The following is an 18,665-nucleotide window of genomic DNA, read 5'->3' on the forward strand; positions in this document are numbered from 1 at the left end:
CCGGGGAGAGGCTGGGTGAGGGGCTCCGGGCGTATGCCAAGGGATACGCCACGATCGACCGCCCGGTGCCCTCACCCCAACCCTCTCCCGGAGGGAGAGGGAGTGAAGATGAGAGAGCGAAGGACCTTACTTGGGCGTGCCGGTCTTGTCGGTCGGATTGGTTGGCACGTCAGGTCGCTCGCCCTTCTGTCCGAACTGCGGCTTCACGTGCTTGGCGTCTTCACGAACCTCTGCGCGTGAGCGCTCGCCCGTCGGAATCGGTTGCAGGTTCGGCTGGTGATTCGTCATCGTGCTGGGCTCGCCAGCAGGCGCCAGGGTGTTCGCGCTCTTCTTGTGTTCCGCAGCCCCTTCGGCTCGAACGTTGGCTCGCACGTTCGGTGTCTGGCCCGTATCCACCGGAGCCGCAGGCTTTTGCGCCATCGCAGCGCCACCCAGGGCCAATGCGCCAGAAAGAAGAAGTGTCTTGATGAAAGGCTGTCTCATGATGGTTCCTTCGTTGAATTTCAGATCCAATGAGCTTCGTGTTTCGAAGACTCTGGATTCACGGTAGGACCCTCATTTGCAGCTAATTGTCGGGATCGGGCAGGCTCCTCTGTAGGAGCACACCACCGTCGCCCGAAGGCCATGCAAGAAGGTGGGAGCGTCCTACAGGAAACGCGTTCGTCGCGTCATACAACGACGCTTGTGAAAACCTCACCCACCTCCCTCAAGGTCATGACGGTGAACACCCACAAGGGCTTCACCGCGCTGAACCGGAAGTTCATCCTGCCCGAGCTGCGCGATGCGGTTCGCACCGTTGGCGCCGATGTCGTCTTCCTGCAGGAAGTGCTTGGAACGCATTCGCGCCATTCACGCAAGGTCGACAACTGGCCCGAGGCGCCGCACTACGAATTCCTGGCCGACACGATGTGGCCGCAGTTCGCCTATGGACGCAACGCCGTGTACCCCAAGGGGCATCACGGCAATGCCGTGTTGTCGAAGTTTCCGATCGTGCATTTCCGCAATCACGACATCTCGGTGCAGGGCCCCGAGAAGCGAGGCCTGTTGCACTGCGTGTTGCGCTTGCCGTCGCGGCCGGTGGACGTGCATGTGGTCTGCGCCCATCTGGGACTGGCCGAGTCGCATCGGTCACAGCAACTCGAGTTGCTCTGCCACATCGTGCGCGACGAAGTTCCGCACGATGCGCCACTCATCGTGGCCGGCGACTTCAACGACTGGCGCGGCCGCGCGCACGACATTTTGAAAGACGGCGCTGCACTGCTCGAAGTGTTCGTGCAGGCCAACGGCAGCGCGGCGCGCACCTTTCCTTCGCGCTTTCCGTTGCTGCCGCTGGACCGCATCTATGTGCGCAATGCCGGCGTGCATGCGCCGGTGGTGTTGCCGCGCAAGCCTTGGTCCCACCTGTCGGACCATGCACCGCTGGTCGCGGAGATCGAGCTATGAACCGCGCATCGAGTCACGGCTGGACGCAAGGCAACCGCGTTGAGTTGCTGGAGAACGGCGAGGAGTTCTATCCGCGCGTTTTCGAGTGCATCGCCAACGCCGAGCGCGAAGTCATCATCGAAACCTTCATCCTGTTTGAAGACAAGGTGGGCACCGGCCTGCGCGACGCGCTGGTCGCCGCGGCGCAGCGGGGTGTTCGCATCGACCTGATGGTCGACGGCTTCGGCTCGCCCGATCTTTCTCCAGCGTACATCTCTTCGCTGACCTCGGTGGGCGTGAAGGTGCGTGTGTTCGATCCGGGCACCAACCTCTTTGGCCAGCGCCTCAATGTGTTTCGACGCATGCACCGGAAGATCGTGGTCGTCGATGGCGTGACGGCCTTTGTCGGCGGCATCAACTATTCGGAAGACCACCTGCGCGACTTCGGTCCCAAGGCCAAGCAGGACTACGCGGTGCAGCTCACCGGCCCCATCGTGGCGCAGATCCATCGCTTCGTGCTGCATGCGGTGGCGGTGGGCGGCAAGGGCGCGCAGTGGTTTCGCAAGCGCGTGCGCGCCATCGAAGATGTCGTGCCCAACGATGCGGCCGGCAATGCGCAGGTGCTGCTGGTCTCGCGCGACAACCGGCGCCACACCAACGACATCGAGCGGCACTACCGCGCAGCCATTCGCACGGCGCGCCACCGCATCGTCATCGCCAACGCGTATTTCTTTCCGGGCTACCGGCTCATCAAGGAACTGCGGCGCGCGGCACGGCGCGGCGTGGATGTGCGGCTCATCCTGCAGGGCGAGCCGGACATGCCCATCGTCAAGACCGCTGCCAGCATGCTGTACCACCACCTGGTGCATGCCGGCGTGAAGATCTACGAGTATTGCGACCGCCCGCTGCACGGCAAGGTCGCGCTCGTGGACGACAACTGGAGCACGGTGGGTTCGAGCAACCTCGACCCGCTGAGCCTGTCGCTCAACCTGGAGGCCAACGTCATCGTGCGCGACGAGGCCTTCAACACATTGCTTTCCGAACGGCTGGATCGCCTGATGTGCCACAGCTGCTCGCAGATCAAGGTGGAGGAACTCACCGAATGGAGTGGGTGGCGGTTGGTGCGCAGCTTCTTCATCTTTCACCTCTTGCGTTGGTACCCGTCGTGGGCCGGTTGGCTGCCCAGGCACGCGCCGCGGCTGACGGCCGCCGAACTGTTGCTGGACAAGGCGCAAACGCGCTCCGCCGGCGCCACGACGCAAACTGACGCCGCCTGAGGCGGCACGAAAAGCCATGAATGCCGCTGCGCACGCCCTGCCGCTCACGCACCGGCCATGGTGGCCATGGGCACGGCGCGCAGTCGTGCTGGGCTTTCTGGTGGGTGTGGCAGCCCTGCTGGTGCGCCAGGCGCGCACCATCGACTGGAGCGAGGTGCTGCAGGCGATGGGCCAACTGCCCCCAGGAACGCTTCTGGCCGCCGCAGCGCTGGCGGCCTGCAGCTTCGCGATCTACAGCAGCTACGACCTGCTGGGCCGGCACCTGACGGGCCACAAGCTCGGCACCGGCACGGTGATGGGTGTGACCTTCATCAGCTATGCCTTCAACCTGAACCTGGGCTCTACCGTGGGCGGCATCGGATTTCGCTTCCGCCTCTACTCGCGGCTGGGGCTCAAGAACGAAACCATCACGCGCATCCTTGGCTTCAGCATGCTCACCAACTGGGCGGGCTACCTGGTGGCCGCAGGCATCGCCTTCGCCTTCTGGCCGCCGGCCTTGCCGCCGGACTGGAAGATCGGCACGGACGGACTGCGCATCGCCGGTGGCGCAGCGCTGCTGGTGGCATTGGCCTACGTGCTCTTCTGCGCTTGGGCGCACGAGCGCACGTGGCGCATCCGCGGACACCTCATCGAGCCGCCTTCGGTGCGCATGGCATTGCTGCAACTGGGCATGTCGTGCCTCAACTGGTCCTTGATCGGAGCCGTCGTGTGGACCTTGCTCCAGGGAAAGGTGGACTATCCGCACGTCCTGGCCGTGCTGCTGACCTCGGCAATGGCCGGCCTCATCGTGCGGGTGCCGGCAGGCTTGGGCGTGCTGGAGGCGGTCTTCGTGGCCTTGCTCGCGTACCAGGTGCCTCAGGGGCAGTTGCTGGCGGCGCTGCTGGCCTACCGCGGGATCTACTACCTGGCGCCGCTGCTGCTGGCCACGGTCGCCTATGGCATCACGGAAATGAGGGCGCGCAAGCTTCGCGCGCCCGGCAAGAGCGCACAGAAGCGGTGCGCGTAGCGCATCCGCACGAAGGTCCGGCCAGCCAGGAATGGGGTCCTTGATGGCGTGTTGGAGAAGTGCTGCACCCGCAATTGCAACGCGAAACGCGCGTGTGCGAATAGGTCGGTCCCCCTAAACGCGCCGTTTTCTTGTTGCAGTGCAGCATTTTTGGAGCCTGTCGGCCTATAGTGGCAAAACCCTCTTCTGCCCACCTTCGAGCCTGCCCATGTCGTCCACTGTTGCTTCGCGCTTTTTCAACCCGGTCGTCCTTTGGGCGGATGTCGCTTCAAAGACCGGTGACATGCTGGTGGCCTCGGGCACAGTCATTCGAATCCGCACCGACCGCTTGCTGCGCACGGCGCTGCAGCAGCCCAGCCCATCCGATGTCGAAGAGTTCAGCCTGATGGGGCATGAAAAGCTGGCTGCAGTCAGTGAATCGGGCACGGCGATGGTGAGCCAGCTGCATGCGACGCAGTTCGCGTTGACGCATCGCACGGTGCGTCACTGCCTTCAGGCGGGGGAAGCGATGTCGTCAATGATGATCAGCACAACGCCGCTGCAAGCGGCAAAGCATGCTCACCGGTTCTTGCGCGCCAACACGCAATCCACAGCGGCCTTGACGCAACTTGCCAGCGCCGCAGCGCGGGTCGTGCAGCGCGGGCTCAAGCCATTTCACACCCGGGCGGCATCGAACGCCTTGCGCCTGACCGGCCCGGCTGCCTGAACGGATTTCAAGGCGCCCGCACAAGGCGCAGCAAGGTGATTTCCGAGGGCGCGCCAAAGTGCTTGGGCGGGCCCCAGTAACCGGTGCCCCGGCTCACGTAGATCCACATGTCGTGCAGGCGATGCAGGCCTGCCGTGAACGGCTGCTGCAGCGGCACGAAGAGATTCCAGGGAAAGAATTGCCCGCCATGCGTGTGGCCTGAAAGCTGGAGCTGGTAACCAGCCTGCGCGGCCGCGATCGCGCTGCGCGGTTGGTGTGCGAGCAGCAGGCGCGTGTGCACTTGCGGCGGCGCGTCGCGAACGGCGCCTTCCGGATCGCTGGCTTGCGTCTTGTCGAAGTGCCCGGCGGTGAAGTCCGTCACGCCTGCGACCACCAAAGCACTTTCGTGCACTTCTTCTTCCGTTTGCGCGCCACGCACATTGCGCGTCTGCAAGACGACGTGCTCGTTGAGCAGCACGTGCAATCCGAGACGCCGCAGCTCATCGATCCACGCCGTGGCACCTGCGTAGTACTCGTGGTTGCCCGTGACCACGAAAGTACCGTGCCGTGCCTTCAGTTGCGACAACGGCGCGATGTGCGCCTGAAGTTCGGGCACCGTGCCATCGACCAGGTCACCGGTGATTGCCACCATGTCGGCGCCGAGCTTGTTGACCGACTTGACGATGCGTTCGATGTAGCCCACCCGAATCGTCGGCCCCACGTGGATGTCGCTGAGCTGGGCAATGGTGAAGCCGGCCAGCGAGGTCGGCAGTTTCGGGATCGGAACGTCCACCCGCTTCACGCTCGCGGTTCGACGCGCATTCCAGAAACCCACCAGCGACACGACGGCGGCCGCCAATGGCACTGCCACGGCGCTCTGGTCGCGCCACATCTCCCAATCGAGTGCGACCCAGCCCAGCGATGAAAGAGTCCACGCACCAAGCAGCGTCAGGTCGCGCACCACCGTGAGGATGAAGAGCGACGAGAACCAGCCCATGCTGATGAGCCCGGTCCACTTGATCCACCCCGGCACTTTCCAGCGCGAACCGGAACGTCCCAGGAAAGGCAAGGGCATGGTGACCGCCGACACCAGCAGCGCCAGCGCAAGGAACGGCCACAGCGGCGTGACATCGGCGAGCGCAGGCAGCACGCGCACGCCGATCAGGACATGCAGCAAGATGATGAAAAACGAGACAGGGAAAAGCGCCATTGAAGATCAGTATGCTGCAGCGCAACAGGACGTGCGCTGCGGATACAGGCGCGTGGGTATTGCGAATCAGGAAGGTGAGTCGCTATTGGTTGAATGCAAGGGCCGTGAAGTTCATGAACGCGCGCTTTGCATGTCGGTGCCGGCAGGCCACTCGAAAACGGTCCTGGTCGACGTGCCTGCTTGCACGGTGATCTCCTGCTTCATCACCTGGCCAGCCAGCGTCGCTTCGACGGCGTAGCGCCCTGGCTCCAGTCGGGCAACGAAATAAGGACCGCCCGAGTTCACGTGGTCCAGGAGCACGTTGCCCTTGTCGTCACGCACCGTGACCTTCACGTCCGCCGCAAAGTCCGCACCCTTCCCATCCTTGATGGCGAATTCGAAAGCGGCTGGCCAGCGAGGCGCCACCGTCTGCATCAACTGCGCTTCGTCGGCCCCGATGCCACCGCTCATGTACTCGACGCCGTGCGCCATGCGAATCGGCGGGTTGAACACCGCTGCCAACGCGCCACCGCAAAGCGATCCCCAAAGCACGGCGCTGCACAGCACCACGGCCGTCTTGGGCCGCATCTGAAAAAGCCTGTTCATGGTCTGGTTCCTTTCACAAAGTGGTCGGTGTGGCCCACACGGCCACGGAACCACTTTGAGTGGCCCAACTTAGGCGGGCCTTAATGGAGGCGCTACAGGGCGCCTGAGCGCCCCTGAGGCCGTTCTATAGCGCCGCCTGGGTCTGGGTAGGCGCGCTGAGGTTCGAGGGCCAGACAAACACTGCCCTGGAAGCCTGGCCGGCGAACACGTGCAGCGGCTGGATCAGCGTCAGCCCATCGAGCGTGGCTTCGACCACATAGCTGCCGGGGTCCAGCCGCGCCAGCATGTAGGGCGCATCGGCCATCACTTCCATCACGGCATCGCCGTTGTAGCTGTTGCGCACCCGTACCTTCACACCGGCGGCGGCTGCGCTGCCCTTGTCCTGGTTGACGGCGAACTCCAGCGTGGCGGCCCAGCGTGGCGACACCATCTCCATGAAGGCCGCTTCGTCCTTGCCGGTGCCGCCGCACATGTATTCGATGCCTTGGGGCGCCATGCGGATCGGCGGGTTGACCACGGCATGCGCGCAAGCCATTGCGCCACTGAGCGCCACGGCCAACAACAGGGGCCGCAACAGCGGGGCGTACGTATTCATCACTTGGAAACCTCTGGCGGCAGGAATTGGGGGTTCAACTGCCAAGCAAGACTCGGGCTCGGTTCGCCTCAGTCCGCGCAAACCCTTGTGTCTTTGATGACAGTTGATTCGGGCAGGACACGATTTGTAGCCTGGCGGTCGCGATTTGCTTGAGAGGAGAAACCCGTGACGCGAAGGCGCACTCTCTGAATGTCAGCGCCTGCTTGCGCAGCTCATGTCGTCCCGACCGGACCGCCATGCGTGGCACTCCACCTACATCGCTGGCGAGGGGCTGTGTCTATGAAAGAGGTTTCGACTTTGAATGGAGCAACTCGACATGGACGCACTGGCAACAACGATTCAAAAACTCAAGGACGCCGATGCGCGCCGCCCTGACTTTCCGGGGGAGCACCTGGCGGTGCTGGGCGCGGGGTTGGCGCTGCTCCTGGCCTCTGGCCGCAGCCGTTCTTTTCTCAAGCGCACCTTGGCCGGCGCGGCCGGCGGCGCACTGATCGGCCGCGCGGCAACGGGAACGGGTGGTTTGACGCGACTGATGCGTGTGCTCAACGCATCGCCACGCGTGCAAATGATCGCGCGCCGCCTGGCGCCGAAGTAATCCCGAAAACTGGAACGCATCCAGTAGTGCTCACCGCGGGTCGCGCTGCGACCCAGGTGTTGTGGCTTTTCCAGGAACACAAATCTCTGCGGCGGGCGCGTGTGTTCTTGCTATCTCTTCTTATTCTTCTTATTTAAATTAGTAGTAGTAGTAAGGGCCGCGCTTTTCTGTGGATAGCGGCGTTTTCTTGTTTGAGATCAAGCACTTGCGGCACCTTGACCACTGTGGGTGCCCCCGCTTCGGTGGTGTCACGCCAAAGCGAACAACATCGAGCTCGCGCTCGGCCCTGTGGACAACAGGGTGCTTGTGCAAAAACTGTCCCCAGAGTTGTGCTTTGACAGGGGGAGAAACAGCCGTTAAAGGGGCGGGAAGGTTCGTGAACGATGCTGCCCAGAGATTAAGCAGACTGTTGAAATACCTTATGAATCAATGACTTGCGGTGGCCTTACACAGTAGTCCTAGAGTTGTTCACAGGGTTGCTCAAGGTTTGTGGGGAGAAGGTTGTGACGGCGTCATGACACGGTGCGGGCTGGGAAAAACTTGTCCCAGTGGTGTTGATGTGCGAACGCGCGTGCTCCTGCCCGTCACACGGCCCCATCCGAAGCTCGAAAAATTCACGACTGATGACGTTCCAGGCACTCATTCATCCTGAGAACAAGCTTGGCGCACGCAATACGTTCCGCCACCGCCCGAGGCGCTGCCCGGTCTCATGGACGGCTTCATGCAGATGGCCAACGCCAGGGACAACCGCCGCTCATGAAGGCGGCGCTGGCGAGCTTCGGGTTTGTGTTCCTGCAGCCCTTTGTTGACGGCAATGGGCGGCTCTCCAGGCTGCTGGCGCATCAAAGCCTGAACTACACCGGGGCGCTGCCCGGCGATCCTGCCCTTGTCAGTCGTTATGAAGAAGGACGAAAAGGGCTACCTGCAGGCCCTGGAAGCCTTCAGCAAGCCTGCGCGCTCACTCTCGGACGTCACACGTACATCGATGGATCTCAATTCGACTTCCAGTTCAGGTCGTCGTCCTCTACGCGAATTGGGCGGGCCAGACCGCGGCCCAGTTCATCACGTCATGCGCGGAGTCCGCCCTGGAGCAGACGCTGCTCCAGGAGACCGCGTCTTTGCAGGCCTGTGACCAAGCCTTCGAGAAGATCGATTCCGCTCCCGAACAAGGTCGAGGCAGTCACGAAGTGGACCGGGAAGCTCCATGGCTGGGCGGCCTGACGCCCAGCTTTGAAGCATCATCCTTCAAACGTCGATGTTCGACGCGCGCAGGGCGTTCTGCTCAATGAACTCCCGCCGCGGCTCGACTTCATCACCCATCAGCATGGTGAACACCCGGTCCGCTTCAATCGCGTCATCGATCTGAACGCGCAGCAAGCGCCGAACATTCGGATCCATCGTCGTCTCCCACAACTGCTCGGGGTTCATCTCGCCCAGACCCTTGTAGCGTTGACGTGATGTCGCGTTCTCCGCTTGGCCGATCAGCCACTTCATCGCAGTGCGGAAGTCATCGACCTTCTCTTCCTTCGCCTTCTCACCTTCGCCGCGCTTCACCACGGCCCCTTCGCCGAGCAGGTTGCGGAAAGTGTTGGCAGCCTCGGCCAGCGCAGCGTAGTCGGCGCCGTGGACAAAGTCCTGCGTCAGCACGCTGCTCTTGATGTTCCCATGATGCCGGCGGCTGATGCGCAGGATCGGCTTGTCCGTGCGCGCGTCGAATTCGCTCGCCACTTCAGCCGGCACGCCCGTCGTGTTCAGTTCGCGCAGCTTGGCCTGCAGCGCCACAGCCGACGCTTCCGCAGAAGGCGTCGTGTCCAGGTCGAGCACAACACCATCGGCGATCGCGCGCAGCGCTTCCGCATCCATGAAGTTGCCCAGACGCGCAATCACCGCTTCAGCCAACTGATGCTTGCGCGCCAGTTCATTGAGCGTATCGCCGCTGATCACGGTCGGATTGGCGCCGCCAGTTGAAAGGCTCGCATCCTTCATCGCCACCTTCAGCAGGAAAGCATCCAGCGCAGGACCATCCTTCAAGTACTGCTCTTCCTTCCCAACCTTCACCTTGTAAAGCGGCGGCTGCGCAATGTAGATGTGTCCGCGCTCCACCAGCTCCGGCATCTGCCGATAGAAGAAGGTCAGCAGCAGCGTGCGGATGTGCGCGCCGTCCACGTCGGCGTCGGTCATGATGATGATGCGGTGATAGCGCAGCTTGCTCACATCAAAATCGTCCGCGCCACCGCCTGATGTCGTCGCGCCCGCGCGGCCAATGCCGGTGCCCAGCGCGGTGATCATCGTCAGGATTTCGTTGCTGGTCAGCAGCTTTTCATACCGCGCCTTTTCCACGTTCAGGATCTTGCCGCGCAGCGGCAGGATGGCCTGGAACTTCCGGTCGCGGCCCTGCTTGGCGGAGCCGCCGGCGGAGTCACCCTCCACCAGGTAGACCTCGCACATCGCAGGATCTTTTTCCTGGCAGTCGGCCAGCTTGCCCGGCAAGCCCATGCCGTCGAGCACGCCCTTGCGGCGCGTCATCTCACGCGCCTTGCGAGCCGCTTCACGCGCACGTGCGGCCTCGACGATCTTTCCGCAGATGATCTTGGCGTCGTTCGGGCGCTCCTGCAGGTAGTCCGACAGCAGGCGCCCAACGATGTCTTCCACCGGCGCGCGCACTTCGCTCGACACCAGCTTGTCCTTCGTCTGGCTCGAGAACTTCGGCTCAGGAACCTTCACGCTCAGCACGCAGCACAAGCCTTCGCGCATGTCGTCGCCGGTCACTTCGACCTTGGCCTTCTTCGCGAACTCGTTCTCTTCGATGTACTTGTTGATGATCCGCGTCATCGCTGCGCGCAGACCCGTCAAATGGGTGCCGCCGTCGCGCTGCGGAATGTTGTTGGTGAAGCAGAGCACCTGCTCGTTGTAGCCCGAGTTCCACTGCATCGCGACTTCGACGCCGATGTGCGTACCGGGAATGCCGCCATAGGTTTCGGCCGGCTTCTCGCCGGCCGCGTAGAAGGCGTTCGGGTGCAGCACCGTCTTGCCCTTATTGATGAACTCGACAAAGCCCTTCACACCGCCGGCGCCCGAGAAGTCGTCTTCCTTGCCGGTGCGCTCGTCGATCAGGCGGATGCGCACGCCGTTGTTCAGGAAGCTCAGTTCGCGCAAACGCTTGCTCAGTATCTCGTAGTGGAAATCGTTGTTTTCCTTGAAGATTTCCGTGTCGGGCAAGAAGTGCACTTCGGTGCCGCGCTTCTCGGTTTCGCCGGTGATCTTCATCGGCGAGACTTCGAAACCATTGCTCGTTTCCAGAATGCGGTTCTGCACGAAGCCACGGCTGAACTCCAGCGTGTGGACCTTGCCTTCGCGGCGCACCGTCAGGCGCAGCATCTTGCTCAGCGCGTTGACGCAACTCACGCCCACGCCGTGCAAGCCGCCCGAGACCTTGTAGCTGTTCTGGTTGAACTTGCCGCCGGCGTGCAGTTCGGTCAGCGCGATTTCAGCGGCCGAGCGCTTGGGCTCGTGCTTGTCGTCCATCTTCACGCCGGTGGGAATGCCGCGGCCGTTGTCGGTCACCGACACGGAGTTGTCGGAGTGGATCGTCACGACGATGTCGTCGCAATAGCCCGCCAGCGCTTCGTCGATGGAGTTGTCCACCACTTCGAACACGAGGTGATGCAGACCGGTGCCGTCGGAGGTATCGCCGATGTACATGCCGGGGCGCTTGCGCACCGCTTCCAGGCCTTCGAGGATGGTGATCGACCCTTCGCCGTACGTGTCTGCCGACGGCGCTGTGATTTCCACCGGAATCGCGTTCTCGATGTCTGCCTCGTAGACCGGTTCGGTGTGCGGTGCTGCGAGCTTGTTTTCTTCAGTCATTGGGGATCAACCTCTCTCGGAAACCTGTGAGGGCACCGTCGTTTCGTCTTCATCTCAAGAACACCGCATTCGGGCATCGCCTGCGTGCGGTGGTTTGCCCCTCAAGGCAAGGGGCTGGGGCTGCCATTCGTTGGCCCTGCCCCGGTGGTGCGCTCAGTCCTGTCGCCCTGGCCCTAGATGCGCATCGGCATCACGACGTACTTGAACGACGTGTTCTCGGGAATCGTCAGCAGCGCCGAGCTGTTGGAATCAGCCAGGTCGATGCGGACCATGTCCTGGCTCATGTTCGCCAGCGCGTCGATGAGGTAGGTCACGTTGAAGCCGATCTCGATCGAATCGCCACCGTAGTCGATGTCGAGTTCGTCCTGCGCTTCTTCCTGCTCGGCGTTGTTCGACGCGATGCGCAGCGTGCCCGGATCGATGTTGAGCCGCACGCCCTTGAACTTCTCGCTCGTCAGGATGGCGGTGCGTTGCAGGCTGGCCAGCAAGGGCGCGCGCCCGAGCGTGATGCTGTTCTTGTGGCCCTTGGGAATCACGCGGTTGTAGTCGGGGAACTTGCCTTCGACCAGCTTGGTGACGAACTCCATGCCGCCAAAGCTGAACTTGGCCTGGTTGTTCGCAAACTGCATTTCGATGACGGGCTGGTCTTCGCCGCCGGCATCGCTCAGCAGGCGCTGCATTTCCAGCACCGTCTTTCGCGGCAGGATGACTTCCTGGCGCGGCACTTCCACGTCGAGAATGGCGGAGGCAAAGGCCAGGCGGTGGCCGTCAGTGGCCACCAGGCTCAACTGCTTGCCTTCGGCCACGAACAGGATGCCGTTGAGGTAGTAGCGAATGTCGTGCACCGCCATCGCAAAGGACACCTGGCTCAGCAGGTCCTTGAGCGTCTTTTGCGGAACGCTGAACACCGGGCCAAAGTTGGCCGATTCCTGCACCAGCGGAAAGTCTTCGGCCGGCAGGCTTTGCAGGGTGAAGCGGCTCTTGCCGCCCTTGAGCACCAGCTTGTTCTGGCTGGATTCGAGGCTGACCGTCTGATCGGCAGGCATCGTGCGCAGGATGTCGATGAGCTTGCGCGCGCCGACCGTGGTCGTGAACGCACCTTCGTCGCCACCCAGTTCCGCCGTCGTGCGGATCTGGATTTCCAGGTCGCTCGTCGTGAGCTGGATCTGACCACCCGCCTTGCGGATCAGGACGTTCGCAAGGATCGGGAGCGTGTGCCGACGCTCGACGATTCCGGACACCGATTGCAGCGCTGCGAGGACTTTGTCTTGTGTTGCCTTCAAAACGATCATTGGTCTTACCTCTTATTTATTTCTTTGATTCAATTTAATAGCAGTAGATAAGGGTGGCACCCATCTGTGGAAAGGGACACTTTTCCCGGATGTGACAAGCACTTGGCGCATTCGCATGGCTGTGGGTACCCGTGCTTTCGAGCTGTCGCGAAAAATTGGACAAGTCGATGCGCGGCACGATCCATGTGGACAAGCCAGGGCTTTCGGCAAAACGATCCCCAGAGTTGTCCTTTGACAATTTGGAGTACGTGTGCGCGGTCATGGTGCCTGTTTTTAACCCTTGAGCGTCTGCTCGAGCACGTGCAGTTGCTGGTTGAGTTCGGTGAGCTGCTGGCGCTCGCCGGAGATCTTGCGGACGGCGTGCAGCACGGTGGTGTGGTCGCGTCCGCCGAAGAGCTCGCCAATTTCCGGCAGGCTCTTTTGCGTGAGTTCCTTGGCCAGGTACATCGCGATCTGCCGCGGCCGCGCAATCGACGCCGGCCGCTTCTTCGAATACATGTCGGCGACCTTGATCTTGTAGTAGTCGGCGACGGTCTTCTGGATGTTCTCCACCGAGATCTGGCGGTTTTGAATGGACAGCAGGTCGCGCAGCGCCTCGCGGGCCAGCACGATCGAGATCTCTTTCTGGTTGAAGCGCGAATACGCCAGGATCTTGCGCAGCGCACCTTCGAGCTCACGCACGTTGGAGCGCACGTTCTTGGCCACGAAGAAAGCGACTTCTTCGGGCATTTCGGTGCCTTCGGCACGCGCCTTGTTGATCAGGATCGCCACCCGCATTTCGAGCTCGGGCGGCTCGATGGCCACTGTCAGGCCCGAATCGAAGCGCGACACGAGCCGCTCGTGGATGTCCGCCAGACCCTTGGGATAGGTGTCGCTGGTCATCACGATGTGCGACTTCTTGGCGAGCAGGGCTTCGAAGGCGTTGAAGAATTCTTCTTGCGTCCGATCCTTGTTGGCGAAGAACTGCACGTCGTCGATCAGCAGCAGATCGAGCGAGTGGTAGCGTTCCTTGAACTCATCGAAAGTCTTGCGCTGATAGGCCTTGACCACATCCGAAACGAATTGCTCCGCGTGGATGTAGAGAACTTTGGAGTCGGGCCGGTCAGCTAACAATCGGTTACCAACTGCATGCATCAAGTGGGTCTTGCCCAAACCGACGCCGCCGTAGATGAACAGCGGGTTGTAGAGGTGCCCCGGCATGCCCGCCACGTGCATGGCTGCGGCACGTGCCATGCGGTTGGCGGTACCTTCCACGAGGTTGTCGAAGGTGAGTCCGGAATTGAGGCGATTCTTGAAGCCGGCGGCTGCGGGTTCCTCGCCCATGCCCACGACGTCACGCGGCACATCAGTTTCAGCCAGCGCTGCAACGGGTGCAGGCCGCACGGGCGCTTCACGCGGAGCGAGCGCTAACTCAATGGCCACGGGCTGGCCATAAAGCTTCTCCGCCATGGAGGCAATCTTGCCGGCGTATTGGGCGCGAATCCAGTCGAGCTTGAAGCGGTTTGCGACGAAAACCGTGACGCGTGAGAGGTCGTCCGCGACCTGTGCGGTCAGCGGTTTGATCCAGGTGTTGAACTGCTGTTCGGACAGCTCCTGGGCGAGCTGGTCGACGCAGGCCTGCCAGAGGCTGTCGCCGATGCCGTCAGAGGGCATGAGCACGTCGAAGCTGGGTTTGTCCCTCGGTCATTGTCGTTCTTTGTTTGTGGATAGTTGCTCGCGCAATGCGGCCTGCATTCTAACTTGTCAAAACCTTATCCACACCGTCTGGAGGTGGGGGCAAAGGCCGCCTGAATCAGTGCGGAATTGTCTGCCATCCAAATGTTTGCGATAATCGCGGGTTTCCCTGAAAACCTCATTGTGTTGTTTCGGGGGCATGCATCAGTTGGCATCGGGAGGACATCGGGTTCGCCCCTCGCCAACCTCAAGAACTCCCCCAGGGAATCAGAGGAACTTCAATCATGAAACGCACCTACCAAGCATCCAAAGTCCGCCGCGCCCGTACCCACGGTTTTCTGGTTCGCATGAAGACCCGTGGCGGCCGCGCCGTCATCAACGCTCGCCGCGCCAAGGGCCGCAAGCGTCTGGCTGTCTGACGGTTTTCCGTCAGGAGCATTCCCCGGATCGACGAGCCAACGACATCGACACTGGCCCTTCGCCAGCCTCGTTGGCCCCCGTCTTGCGCCAGGAATCCATGCAGCGGCTCAAAACCCGCGCGCAATTCCAGGCAGCACTCGCAGGTTCCACCGTGGCCCGCACCACCCACTTCGCATTGCACCGTTGTGCAATCGACGGGGCGGTCAATGCCAACCAGGTTCCGCTGTTCGACACGCCGGTTGTCTGGCTGGGCGCCATGGTGCCCAAACGCTGGGCCCGTCGTGCAGTTACGCGCAACGCCATCAAGCGTCAGATCCATAACGTGAGTTCCGCTTTCGAAGCCGCACTGCCGCAGGCCGCCCACGTGGTCCGGCTGCGCGCTGCCTTTGATCGCAAGGAATTCGTGAGCGCAAGCTCCGACAAGCTCAAGTCAGCCGTTCGCGCTGAACTGCAGCAACTGTTCGAACGTTCGCTTCAAAGCGCCAAACAGGTGCGCGCATGATCGCGCGCGCCCTCATCGCACTGGTCAAAGGCTATCGGCTCCTGCTGAGCCCATGGCTCGGCTCGGCCTGCCGTTTCGAGCCCACGTGTTCGGTCTATTCGATCCAGGCGCTCCAGGAACACGGCGCCGCCACGGGCAGCTATCTCACGCTCAAGCGGCTGGCGCGTTGCCAGCCCTGGTGCGAGGGCGGCCACGACCCCGTTCCCCCGAAGGCACAGCGCGCAGGCGGCAAGCCGGGCGCGCTGTTCTCCTTTCTCTCTTCCGACAAGAAGTCTTCTCCATGAACGATATCCGCCGAACCATCCTGTGGGTGATCTTTGGTTTCTCGCTGGTGTTGCTGTGGGACCAATGGCAGGTTTACAACGGTCATAAGCCGACCTTCCTGCCATCGGCTCACCAGGCCACTGCCGACAGCAAACAACCCGTGGCGCCGGCCGCAGGCGCCAATGGGGTTCCGGCTCCGGCAGCTGCAAGCAGCGCGGCGAGCGGCACCTCGGTGCCGGCACAGGCCACGGCGGCGCCGGTCGGACAACGGGTCGAAGTCACCACCGACCTGTTCAAGGCGGTCATCGACAGTGAAGGCGGCACGCTGTCGCAACTGCAACTGCTCAAGTACGTCGAGCAGACGAACAACCACGGCCTGGTGGAATGGTTCAAGAAGCTCATCGGCCAGCCGGTGCCGATGAACGAAAGCCATCCCGTCACCCTGATGGAAGACGGCTCGCCCGCCACGCGCTATGTCGCGCAGACGGGCCTGCTCAACACGATCGACACCGGCGCGCGCTTTCCGAACCACCTGAGCCCGATGACGGCGCAGGGCGGCCCGCGCGTTCTGGCCGACGGTCAGGACAAGCTCGAAGTTGCCTTCGAGTCGCAACCGCAGGGCGGCCTTAAGTACGTCAAGACCTATCAGTTCTCGCGCGGCGACTACTCGATCCGCGTCAAGCACCAGGTCGTGAACGTGAGCGACAAGCCGCTCGACGCGCAGCTTTACCTGCAACTCGTTCGCCATGGCACCGTCGCCGCCGGCACGATGTTCGGCACCAACACCTTCACTGGCCCCGCCTTCTACACGGAGCAGAAGAAGTTCCACAAGGTCGACTTCGCGGACATTGCCAAGAAGAAGGCCGAAGTGCCGCCGTCCGCCGACAACGGCTGGGTCGCGATGGTTCAGCATTACTTTGTCTCGGCCTGGCTGCTGGGCAACGACAAGGCCCAACGCGAGTTCCGCGTGGCCGACCTGGGCAACAACCTCTACTCCGCCGCCATGGTGGTGCGCCTGCCGCAAATCGCCCCCGGTGCCACGCAAACCCTGGACAGCGACCTGTTCGCTGGCCCGGAAGAAGAAAAGAAGCTCGAAGCGCTCGCCCCCGGCCTGGAACTGGTCAAGGACTACGGCATCTTCGCGATCATCTCCAAGCCGCTTTACTGGCTGCTGAACCAGTTGCACAACATCCTGGGCAACTGGGGCTGGGCGATCGTGGCGCTGGTGGTGCTGCTCAAGGCGGCCTTCTACTGGCTCAATGCGAAGGCCTACGCCAGCATGGCCAAGATGAAGGCCATCAATCCGAAGATCACGGAAATGCGCGAGCGCCTGAAGGACAAGCCGCAGGAGATGCAGCAGGAGATGATGCGCATCTACCGCGAAGAGAAGGTCAATCCGATGGGCGGCTGCTTCCCCATCGTGATCCAGATCCCGGTGTTCATCGCGCTGTACTGGGTGCTGCTCTCCTCGGTCGAAATGCGCCATGCGCCGTGGATCATGTGGATCCATGACCTGTCGGCACCGGACCCCTGGTTCATCCTGCCGGTCATCATGACGGCGACCTCGCTGTTCCAGACCTGGCTGAACCCGACGCCGCCGGACCCGATGCAGGCCCGCCTGATGTGGATCATGCCGCTCGCTTTCAGCGTGATGTTCATCTTCTTCCCGGCCGGCCTGGTGCTGTACTGGATCACGAACAACACGCTGTCGATTGCGCAGCAGTGGTTCATCAACAAGCGCCTCGGTGTGCTGCACACCAAGTAAGCACTGCAAGACAAAACCAGGGGGCCGCGAAAGCGGCCCTTTTTGCTGGAAGATCCGCTCCATGCTGACTCGCGCCAACGATCCAATCGTCGCCATCGCCACCGCGCCGGGGCGGGGCGCCGTGGGTATCGTCCGTGTCTCGGGTGCCAACGTGGCTGCCGTGATCACCGCAATCTGTGGACGCGCACTCCGGGCGCGCGAGGCAACTTACCTGCCCTTCCGCGATGCGGCGGGCGAGCCCATCGACCAGGGCCTGGCCATTCACTTTCCGGGGCCGAACTCCTTCACGGGCGAAGACGTGCTGGAGCTGCAGGCGCACGGCGGCCCGGTGGTGCTCCAGCTTCTGCTGGCGCGATGCCTCGAGGCGGCAGCCGACATCGACCCGGCGACCGAGCGCCCTCGCCTGCCGGGCCTGCGCGTGGCGCAGCCGGGCGAATTCAGCCAGCGCGCCTTCCTCAACGGCAAGATGGACCTCGCTCAAGCCGAAGCCATCGCCGACCTGATCGACGCCAGCACCGAAGCGGCGGCGCGTGGCGCAGGTCGCTCGCTTTCCGGCGAGTTCTCGCGCGAAATCCACACGCTGCGCGACGCGCTCATTCACCTGCGCATGCTGGTCGAGGCCACGCTCGACTTTCCGGAAGAGGAAATCGACTTCCTTCAAAAAGCCGACGCGACGGGCCAATTGGCCAACTTGCGCCGCCAGTTCGAGGCGGTGCAGCTGCGTGCTCGACAGGGCGCGCTGTTGCGCGAAGGCATCAAGGTCGTGATTGCGGGTCAGCCCAATGCGGGCAAGAGCTCGCTGCTCAACGCCCTGGCCGGGGCGGAGCTGGCCATCGTCAGTGCCGTTGCCGGCACGACGCGGGACGTTGTGGCCCAGACCATCCAGATCCACGGCGTGCCAGTGCACGTGGCCGACACCGCCGGCCTGCGCGAAAGCACCGATGAGGTGGAGCAGATCGGCATTGCACGCGCCTGGGGCCAGATCGAGAGCGCCGACGCCATCCTGTTCCTCCACGATCTCACCCGCTCCGATACACCCGAATACGCCACCGGCGACGCCGCCATCCTGCAACTCATCGGCGAAAAGCTGCCGGCGAGCGTGCCGGTGTTGCATATCTGGAACAAATGCGATGCGGCCTCCGCCAGCGGGTTGCCCCACGAAGGCATCTCGCTCTCGGCCAAGACCGGCGCCGGCCTTGAAATGCTGCGCGATCGCCTCTTGGCCATCGCCGGCTGGCAGGCCGTGCCCGAGGGCGTCTACTTGGCGCGCGCGCGCCACGTGCAGGCGTTGCTTCGGGTGGGCGAGCACCTCACAATCGCGGCGGACCACCTCGCCGCAAGGGATCAACTGCTCGATCTGCTGGCCGAGGAACTGCGCCTGGCGCAAAACGCGCTCAACGAAATCACCGGCGAATTCGGTGCGGACGACTTGCTGGGTGTGATCTTTTCCCGCTTCTGCATTGGCAAGTAAGTCCTACTGTTTACAAATGTTGCAAAGTTGATCGT

Annotated in this window: 18 protein-coding genes; 11 read left to right on the forward strand and 7 right to left on the reverse strand. The window is 62.6% G+C overall.

Annotated features, from left to right (window positions below):
* Positions 1-126: 126 nt before the first annotated feature.
* Positions 127-483 (reverse strand): serine/threonine protein kinase, encoded by a 357-nt coding sequence (locus QTI66_RS06175; RefSeq protein ID WP_286558194.1) that lies wholly within the window; start codon positions 481-483, stop codon positions 127-129.
* A gap of 231 nt (positions 484-714) precedes the next feature.
* Between QTI66_RS06175 and QTI66_RS06180 the strand changes: the two genes are divergently transcribed.
* The 4 genes from QTI66_RS06180 to QTI66_RS06195 all read left to right on the forward strand — a co-directional run bounded on the left by QTI66_RS06180 (position 715) and on the right by QTI66_RS06195 (position 4,411).
* Positions 715-1,443, forward strand: a complete 729-nt coding sequence (locus tag QTI66_RS06180) for an endonuclease/exonuclease/phosphatase family protein (RefSeq protein WP_286559024.1) — start codon at positions 715-717, stop codon at positions 1,441-1,443.
* Positions 1,440-2,699: a cardiolipin synthase ClsB gene (gene clsB, locus QTI66_RS06185; protein WP_286558196.1), complete on the forward strand. Its 1,260-nt coding sequence runs from the start codon at positions 1,440-1,442 to the stop codon at positions 2,697-2,699. The genes QTI66_RS06180 and clsB overlap by 4 nt, the downstream gene beginning before the upstream one ends.
* 16 nt (positions 2,700-2,715) lie before the next feature.
* A complete protein-coding gene (locus tag QTI66_RS06190; protein ID WP_286558197.1) occupies positions 2,716-3,705 on the forward strand; it encodes a lysylphosphatidylglycerol synthase domain-containing protein in 990 nt (329 codons plus the stop codon).
* A gap of 139 nt (positions 3,706-3,844) precedes the next feature.
* Positions 3,845-4,411, forward strand: coding sequence for a polyhydroxyalkanoate granule-associated phasin (locus QTI66_RS06195; protein WP_286558199.1), 567 nt, complete (start codon positions 3,845-3,847; stop codon positions 4,409-4,411).
* A gap of 7 nt (positions 4,412-4,418) precedes the next feature.
* Here QTI66_RS06195 and QTI66_RS06200 read toward each other — a convergent pair whose 3' ends face one another.
* From QTI66_RS06200 to QTI66_RS06210, 3 genes are all read right to left on the reverse strand, one after another.
* Positions 4,419-5,600, reverse strand: coding sequence for a metallophosphoesterase (locus QTI66_RS06200; protein WP_286558201.1), 1,182 nt, complete (start codon positions 5,598-5,600; stop codon positions 4,419-4,421).
* A gap of 111 nt (positions 5,601-5,711) precedes the next feature.
* Positions 5,712-6,185 carry a hypothetical protein gene (locus tag QTI66_RS06205; protein ID WP_286558202.1) on the reverse strand — a complete coding sequence of 158 codons (474 nt, stop codon included), beginning with the start codon at positions 6,183-6,185 and terminating at the stop codon, positions 5,712-5,714.
* A gap of 124 nt (positions 6,186-6,309) precedes the next feature.
* A complete protein-coding gene (locus QTI66_RS06210; protein ID WP_286558203.1) occupies positions 6,310-6,780 on the reverse strand; it encodes a hypothetical protein in 471 nt (156 codons plus the stop codon).
* A gap of 316 nt (positions 6,781-7,096) precedes the next feature.
* Here QTI66_RS06210 and QTI66_RS06215 point away from each other — a divergent pair, with 316 nt between their 5' ends.
* Positions 7,097-7,375 carry a hypothetical protein gene (locus tag QTI66_RS06215; RefSeq protein WP_286558205.1) on the forward strand — a complete coding sequence of 93 codons (279 nt, stop codon included), beginning with the start codon at positions 7,097-7,099 and terminating at the stop codon, positions 7,373-7,375.
* A 660-nt stretch (positions 7,376-8,035) separates the two neighbouring features.
* Entirely contained in the window at positions 8,036-8,596 is a 561-nt protein-coding gene (locus tag QTI66_RS39550) for a Fic family protein (RefSeq protein ID WP_353506183.1), read from the forward strand.
* Positions 8,597-8,620: 24 nt separating this feature from the next.
* Here the strand turns inward: QTI66_RS39550 and gyrB are convergent, their stop codons facing one another.
* The 3 genes from gyrB to dnaA form a co-directional block, all read right to left on the reverse strand.
* Positions 8,621-11,242 carry a DNA topoisomerase (ATP-hydrolyzing) subunit B gene (gene gyrB / locus QTI66_RS06220; RefSeq protein ID WP_286558207.1) on the reverse strand — a complete coding sequence of 874 codons (2,622 nt, stop codon included), beginning with the start codon at positions 11,240-11,242 and terminating at the stop codon, positions 8,621-8,623.
* A gap of 173 nt (positions 11,243-11,415) precedes the next feature.
* Positions 11,416-12,534 (reverse strand): DNA polymerase III subunit beta, encoded by a 1,119-nt coding sequence (dnaN, locus tag QTI66_RS06225; RefSeq protein ID WP_286558209.1) that lies wholly within the window; start codon positions 12,532-12,534, stop codon positions 11,416-11,418.
* 273 nt (positions 12,535-12,807) lie between these two features.
* The gene (gene dnaA / locus QTI66_RS06230) at positions 12,808-14,187 is read right to left on the reverse strand and encodes a chromosomal replication initiator protein DnaA (RefSeq protein WP_286558210.1); all 1,380 of its coding nucleotides are present in this window, start codon (positions 14,185-14,187) and stop codon (positions 12,808-12,810) included.
* Between the two features lie 305 nt (positions 14,188-14,492).
* Here dnaA and rpmH point away from each other — a divergent pair, with 305 nt between their 5' ends.
* The 5 genes from rpmH (at position 14,493) to mnmE (ending at position 18,630) form a co-directional block, all read left to right on the forward strand.
* Positions 14,493-14,627, forward strand: a complete 135-nt coding sequence (gene rpmH / locus QTI66_RS06235; RefSeq protein WP_007834827.1) for a 50S ribosomal protein L34 — start codon at positions 14,493-14,495, stop codon at positions 14,625-14,627.
* Between the two features lie 98 nt (positions 14,628-14,725).
* Complete coding sequence (locus QTI66_RS06240; protein WP_286558212.1) at positions 14,726-15,130, forward strand: ribonuclease P protein component; 405 nt, start codon at positions 14,726-14,728, stop codon at positions 15,128-15,130.
* Complete coding sequence (yidD, locus tag QTI66_RS06245; protein WP_286558213.1) at positions 15,127-15,414, forward strand: membrane protein insertion efficiency factor YidD; 288 nt, start codon at positions 15,127-15,129, stop codon at positions 15,412-15,414. The genes QTI66_RS06240 and yidD overlap by 4 nt, the downstream gene beginning before the upstream one ends.
* On the forward strand, positions 15,411-17,159 hold the full coding sequence (yidC, locus tag QTI66_RS06250; protein ID WP_286558216.1) for a membrane protein insertase YidC: 1,749 nt from the start codon (positions 15,411-15,413) through the stop codon (positions 17,157-17,159). The genes yidD and yidC overlap by 4 nt, the downstream gene beginning before the upstream one ends.
* A gap of 61 nt (positions 17,160-17,220) precedes the next feature.
* Positions 17,221-18,630, forward strand: coding sequence for a tRNA uridine-5-carboxymethylaminomethyl(34) synthesis GTPase MnmE (mnmE, locus tag QTI66_RS06255; protein WP_286558218.1), 1,410 nt, complete (start codon positions 17,221-17,223; stop codon positions 18,628-18,630).
* Positions 18,631-18,665 lie beyond the last annotated feature (35 nt).

The organism is Variovorax brevis, assembly GCF_030317105.1.
GTDB lineage: Bacteria > Pseudomonadota > Gammaproteobacteria > Burkholderiales > Burkholderiaceae_C > Variovorax > Variovorax brevis.

Bases quoted from the DNA above. Each gene is read 5' to 3' on its own strand.
- QTI66_RS06240 (WP_286558212.1), top strand. From the start codon at position 14,726: ATGCAGCGGCTCAAAACCCGCGCGCAATTCCAGGCAGCACTCGCAGGT.
- mnmE (WP_286558218.1), top strand. From the start codon at position 17,221: ATGCTGACTCGCGCCAACGATCCAATCGTCGCCATCGCCACCGCGCCG.
- gyrB (WP_286558207.1), bottom strand. From the start codon at position 11,242: ATGACTGAAGAAAACAAGCTCGCAGCACCGCACACCGAACCGGTCTAC.
- dnaA (WP_286558210.1), bottom strand. From the start codon at position 14,187: ATGCCCTCTGACGGCATCGGCGACAGCCTCTGGCAGGCCTGCGTCGAC.
- yidC (WP_286558216.1), top strand. From the start codon at position 15,411: ATGAACGATATCCGCCGAACCATCCTGTGGGTGATCTTTGGTTTCTCG.
- QTI66_RS06210 (WP_286558203.1), bottom strand. From the start codon at position 6,780: ATGAATACGTACGCCCCGCTGTTGCGGCCCCTGTTGTTGGCCGTGGCG.
- rpmH (WP_007834827.1), top strand. From the start codon at position 14,493: ATGAAACGCACCTACCAAGCATCCAAAGTCCGCCGCGCCCGTACCCAC.
- QTI66_RS06215 (WP_286558205.1), top strand. From the start codon at position 7,097: ATGGACGCACTGGCAACAACGATTCAAAAACTCAAGGACGCCGATGCG.
- QTI66_RS06180 (WP_286559024.1), top strand. From the start codon at position 715: ATGACGGTGAACACCCACAAGGGCTTCACCGCGCTGAACCGGAAGTTC.
- QTI66_RS06190 (WP_286558197.1), top strand. From the start codon at position 2,716: ATGAATGCCGCTGCGCACGCCCTGCCGCTCACGCACCGGCCATGGTGG.
- QTI66_RS06205 (WP_286558202.1), bottom strand. From the start codon at position 6,185: ATGAACAGGCTTTTTCAGATGCGGCCCAAGACGGCCGTGGTGCTGTGC.
- dnaN (WP_286558209.1), bottom strand. From the start codon at position 12,534: ATGATCGTTTTGAAGGCAACACAAGACAAAGTCCTCGCAGCGCTGCAA.
- yidD (WP_286558213.1), top strand. From the start codon at position 15,127: ATGATCGCGCGCGCCCTCATCGCACTGGTCAAAGGCTATCGGCTCCTG.
- clsB (WP_286558196.1), top strand. From the start codon at position 1,440: ATGAACCGCGCATCGAGTCACGGCTGGACGCAAGGCAACCGCGTTGAG.
- QTI66_RS06200 (WP_286558201.1), bottom strand. From the start codon at position 5,600: ATGGCGCTTTTCCCTGTCTCGTTTTTCATCATCTTGCTGCATGTCCTG.
- QTI66_RS06175 (WP_286558194.1), bottom strand. From the start codon at position 483: ATGAGACAGCCTTTCATCAAGACACTTCTTCTTTCTGGCGCATTGGCC.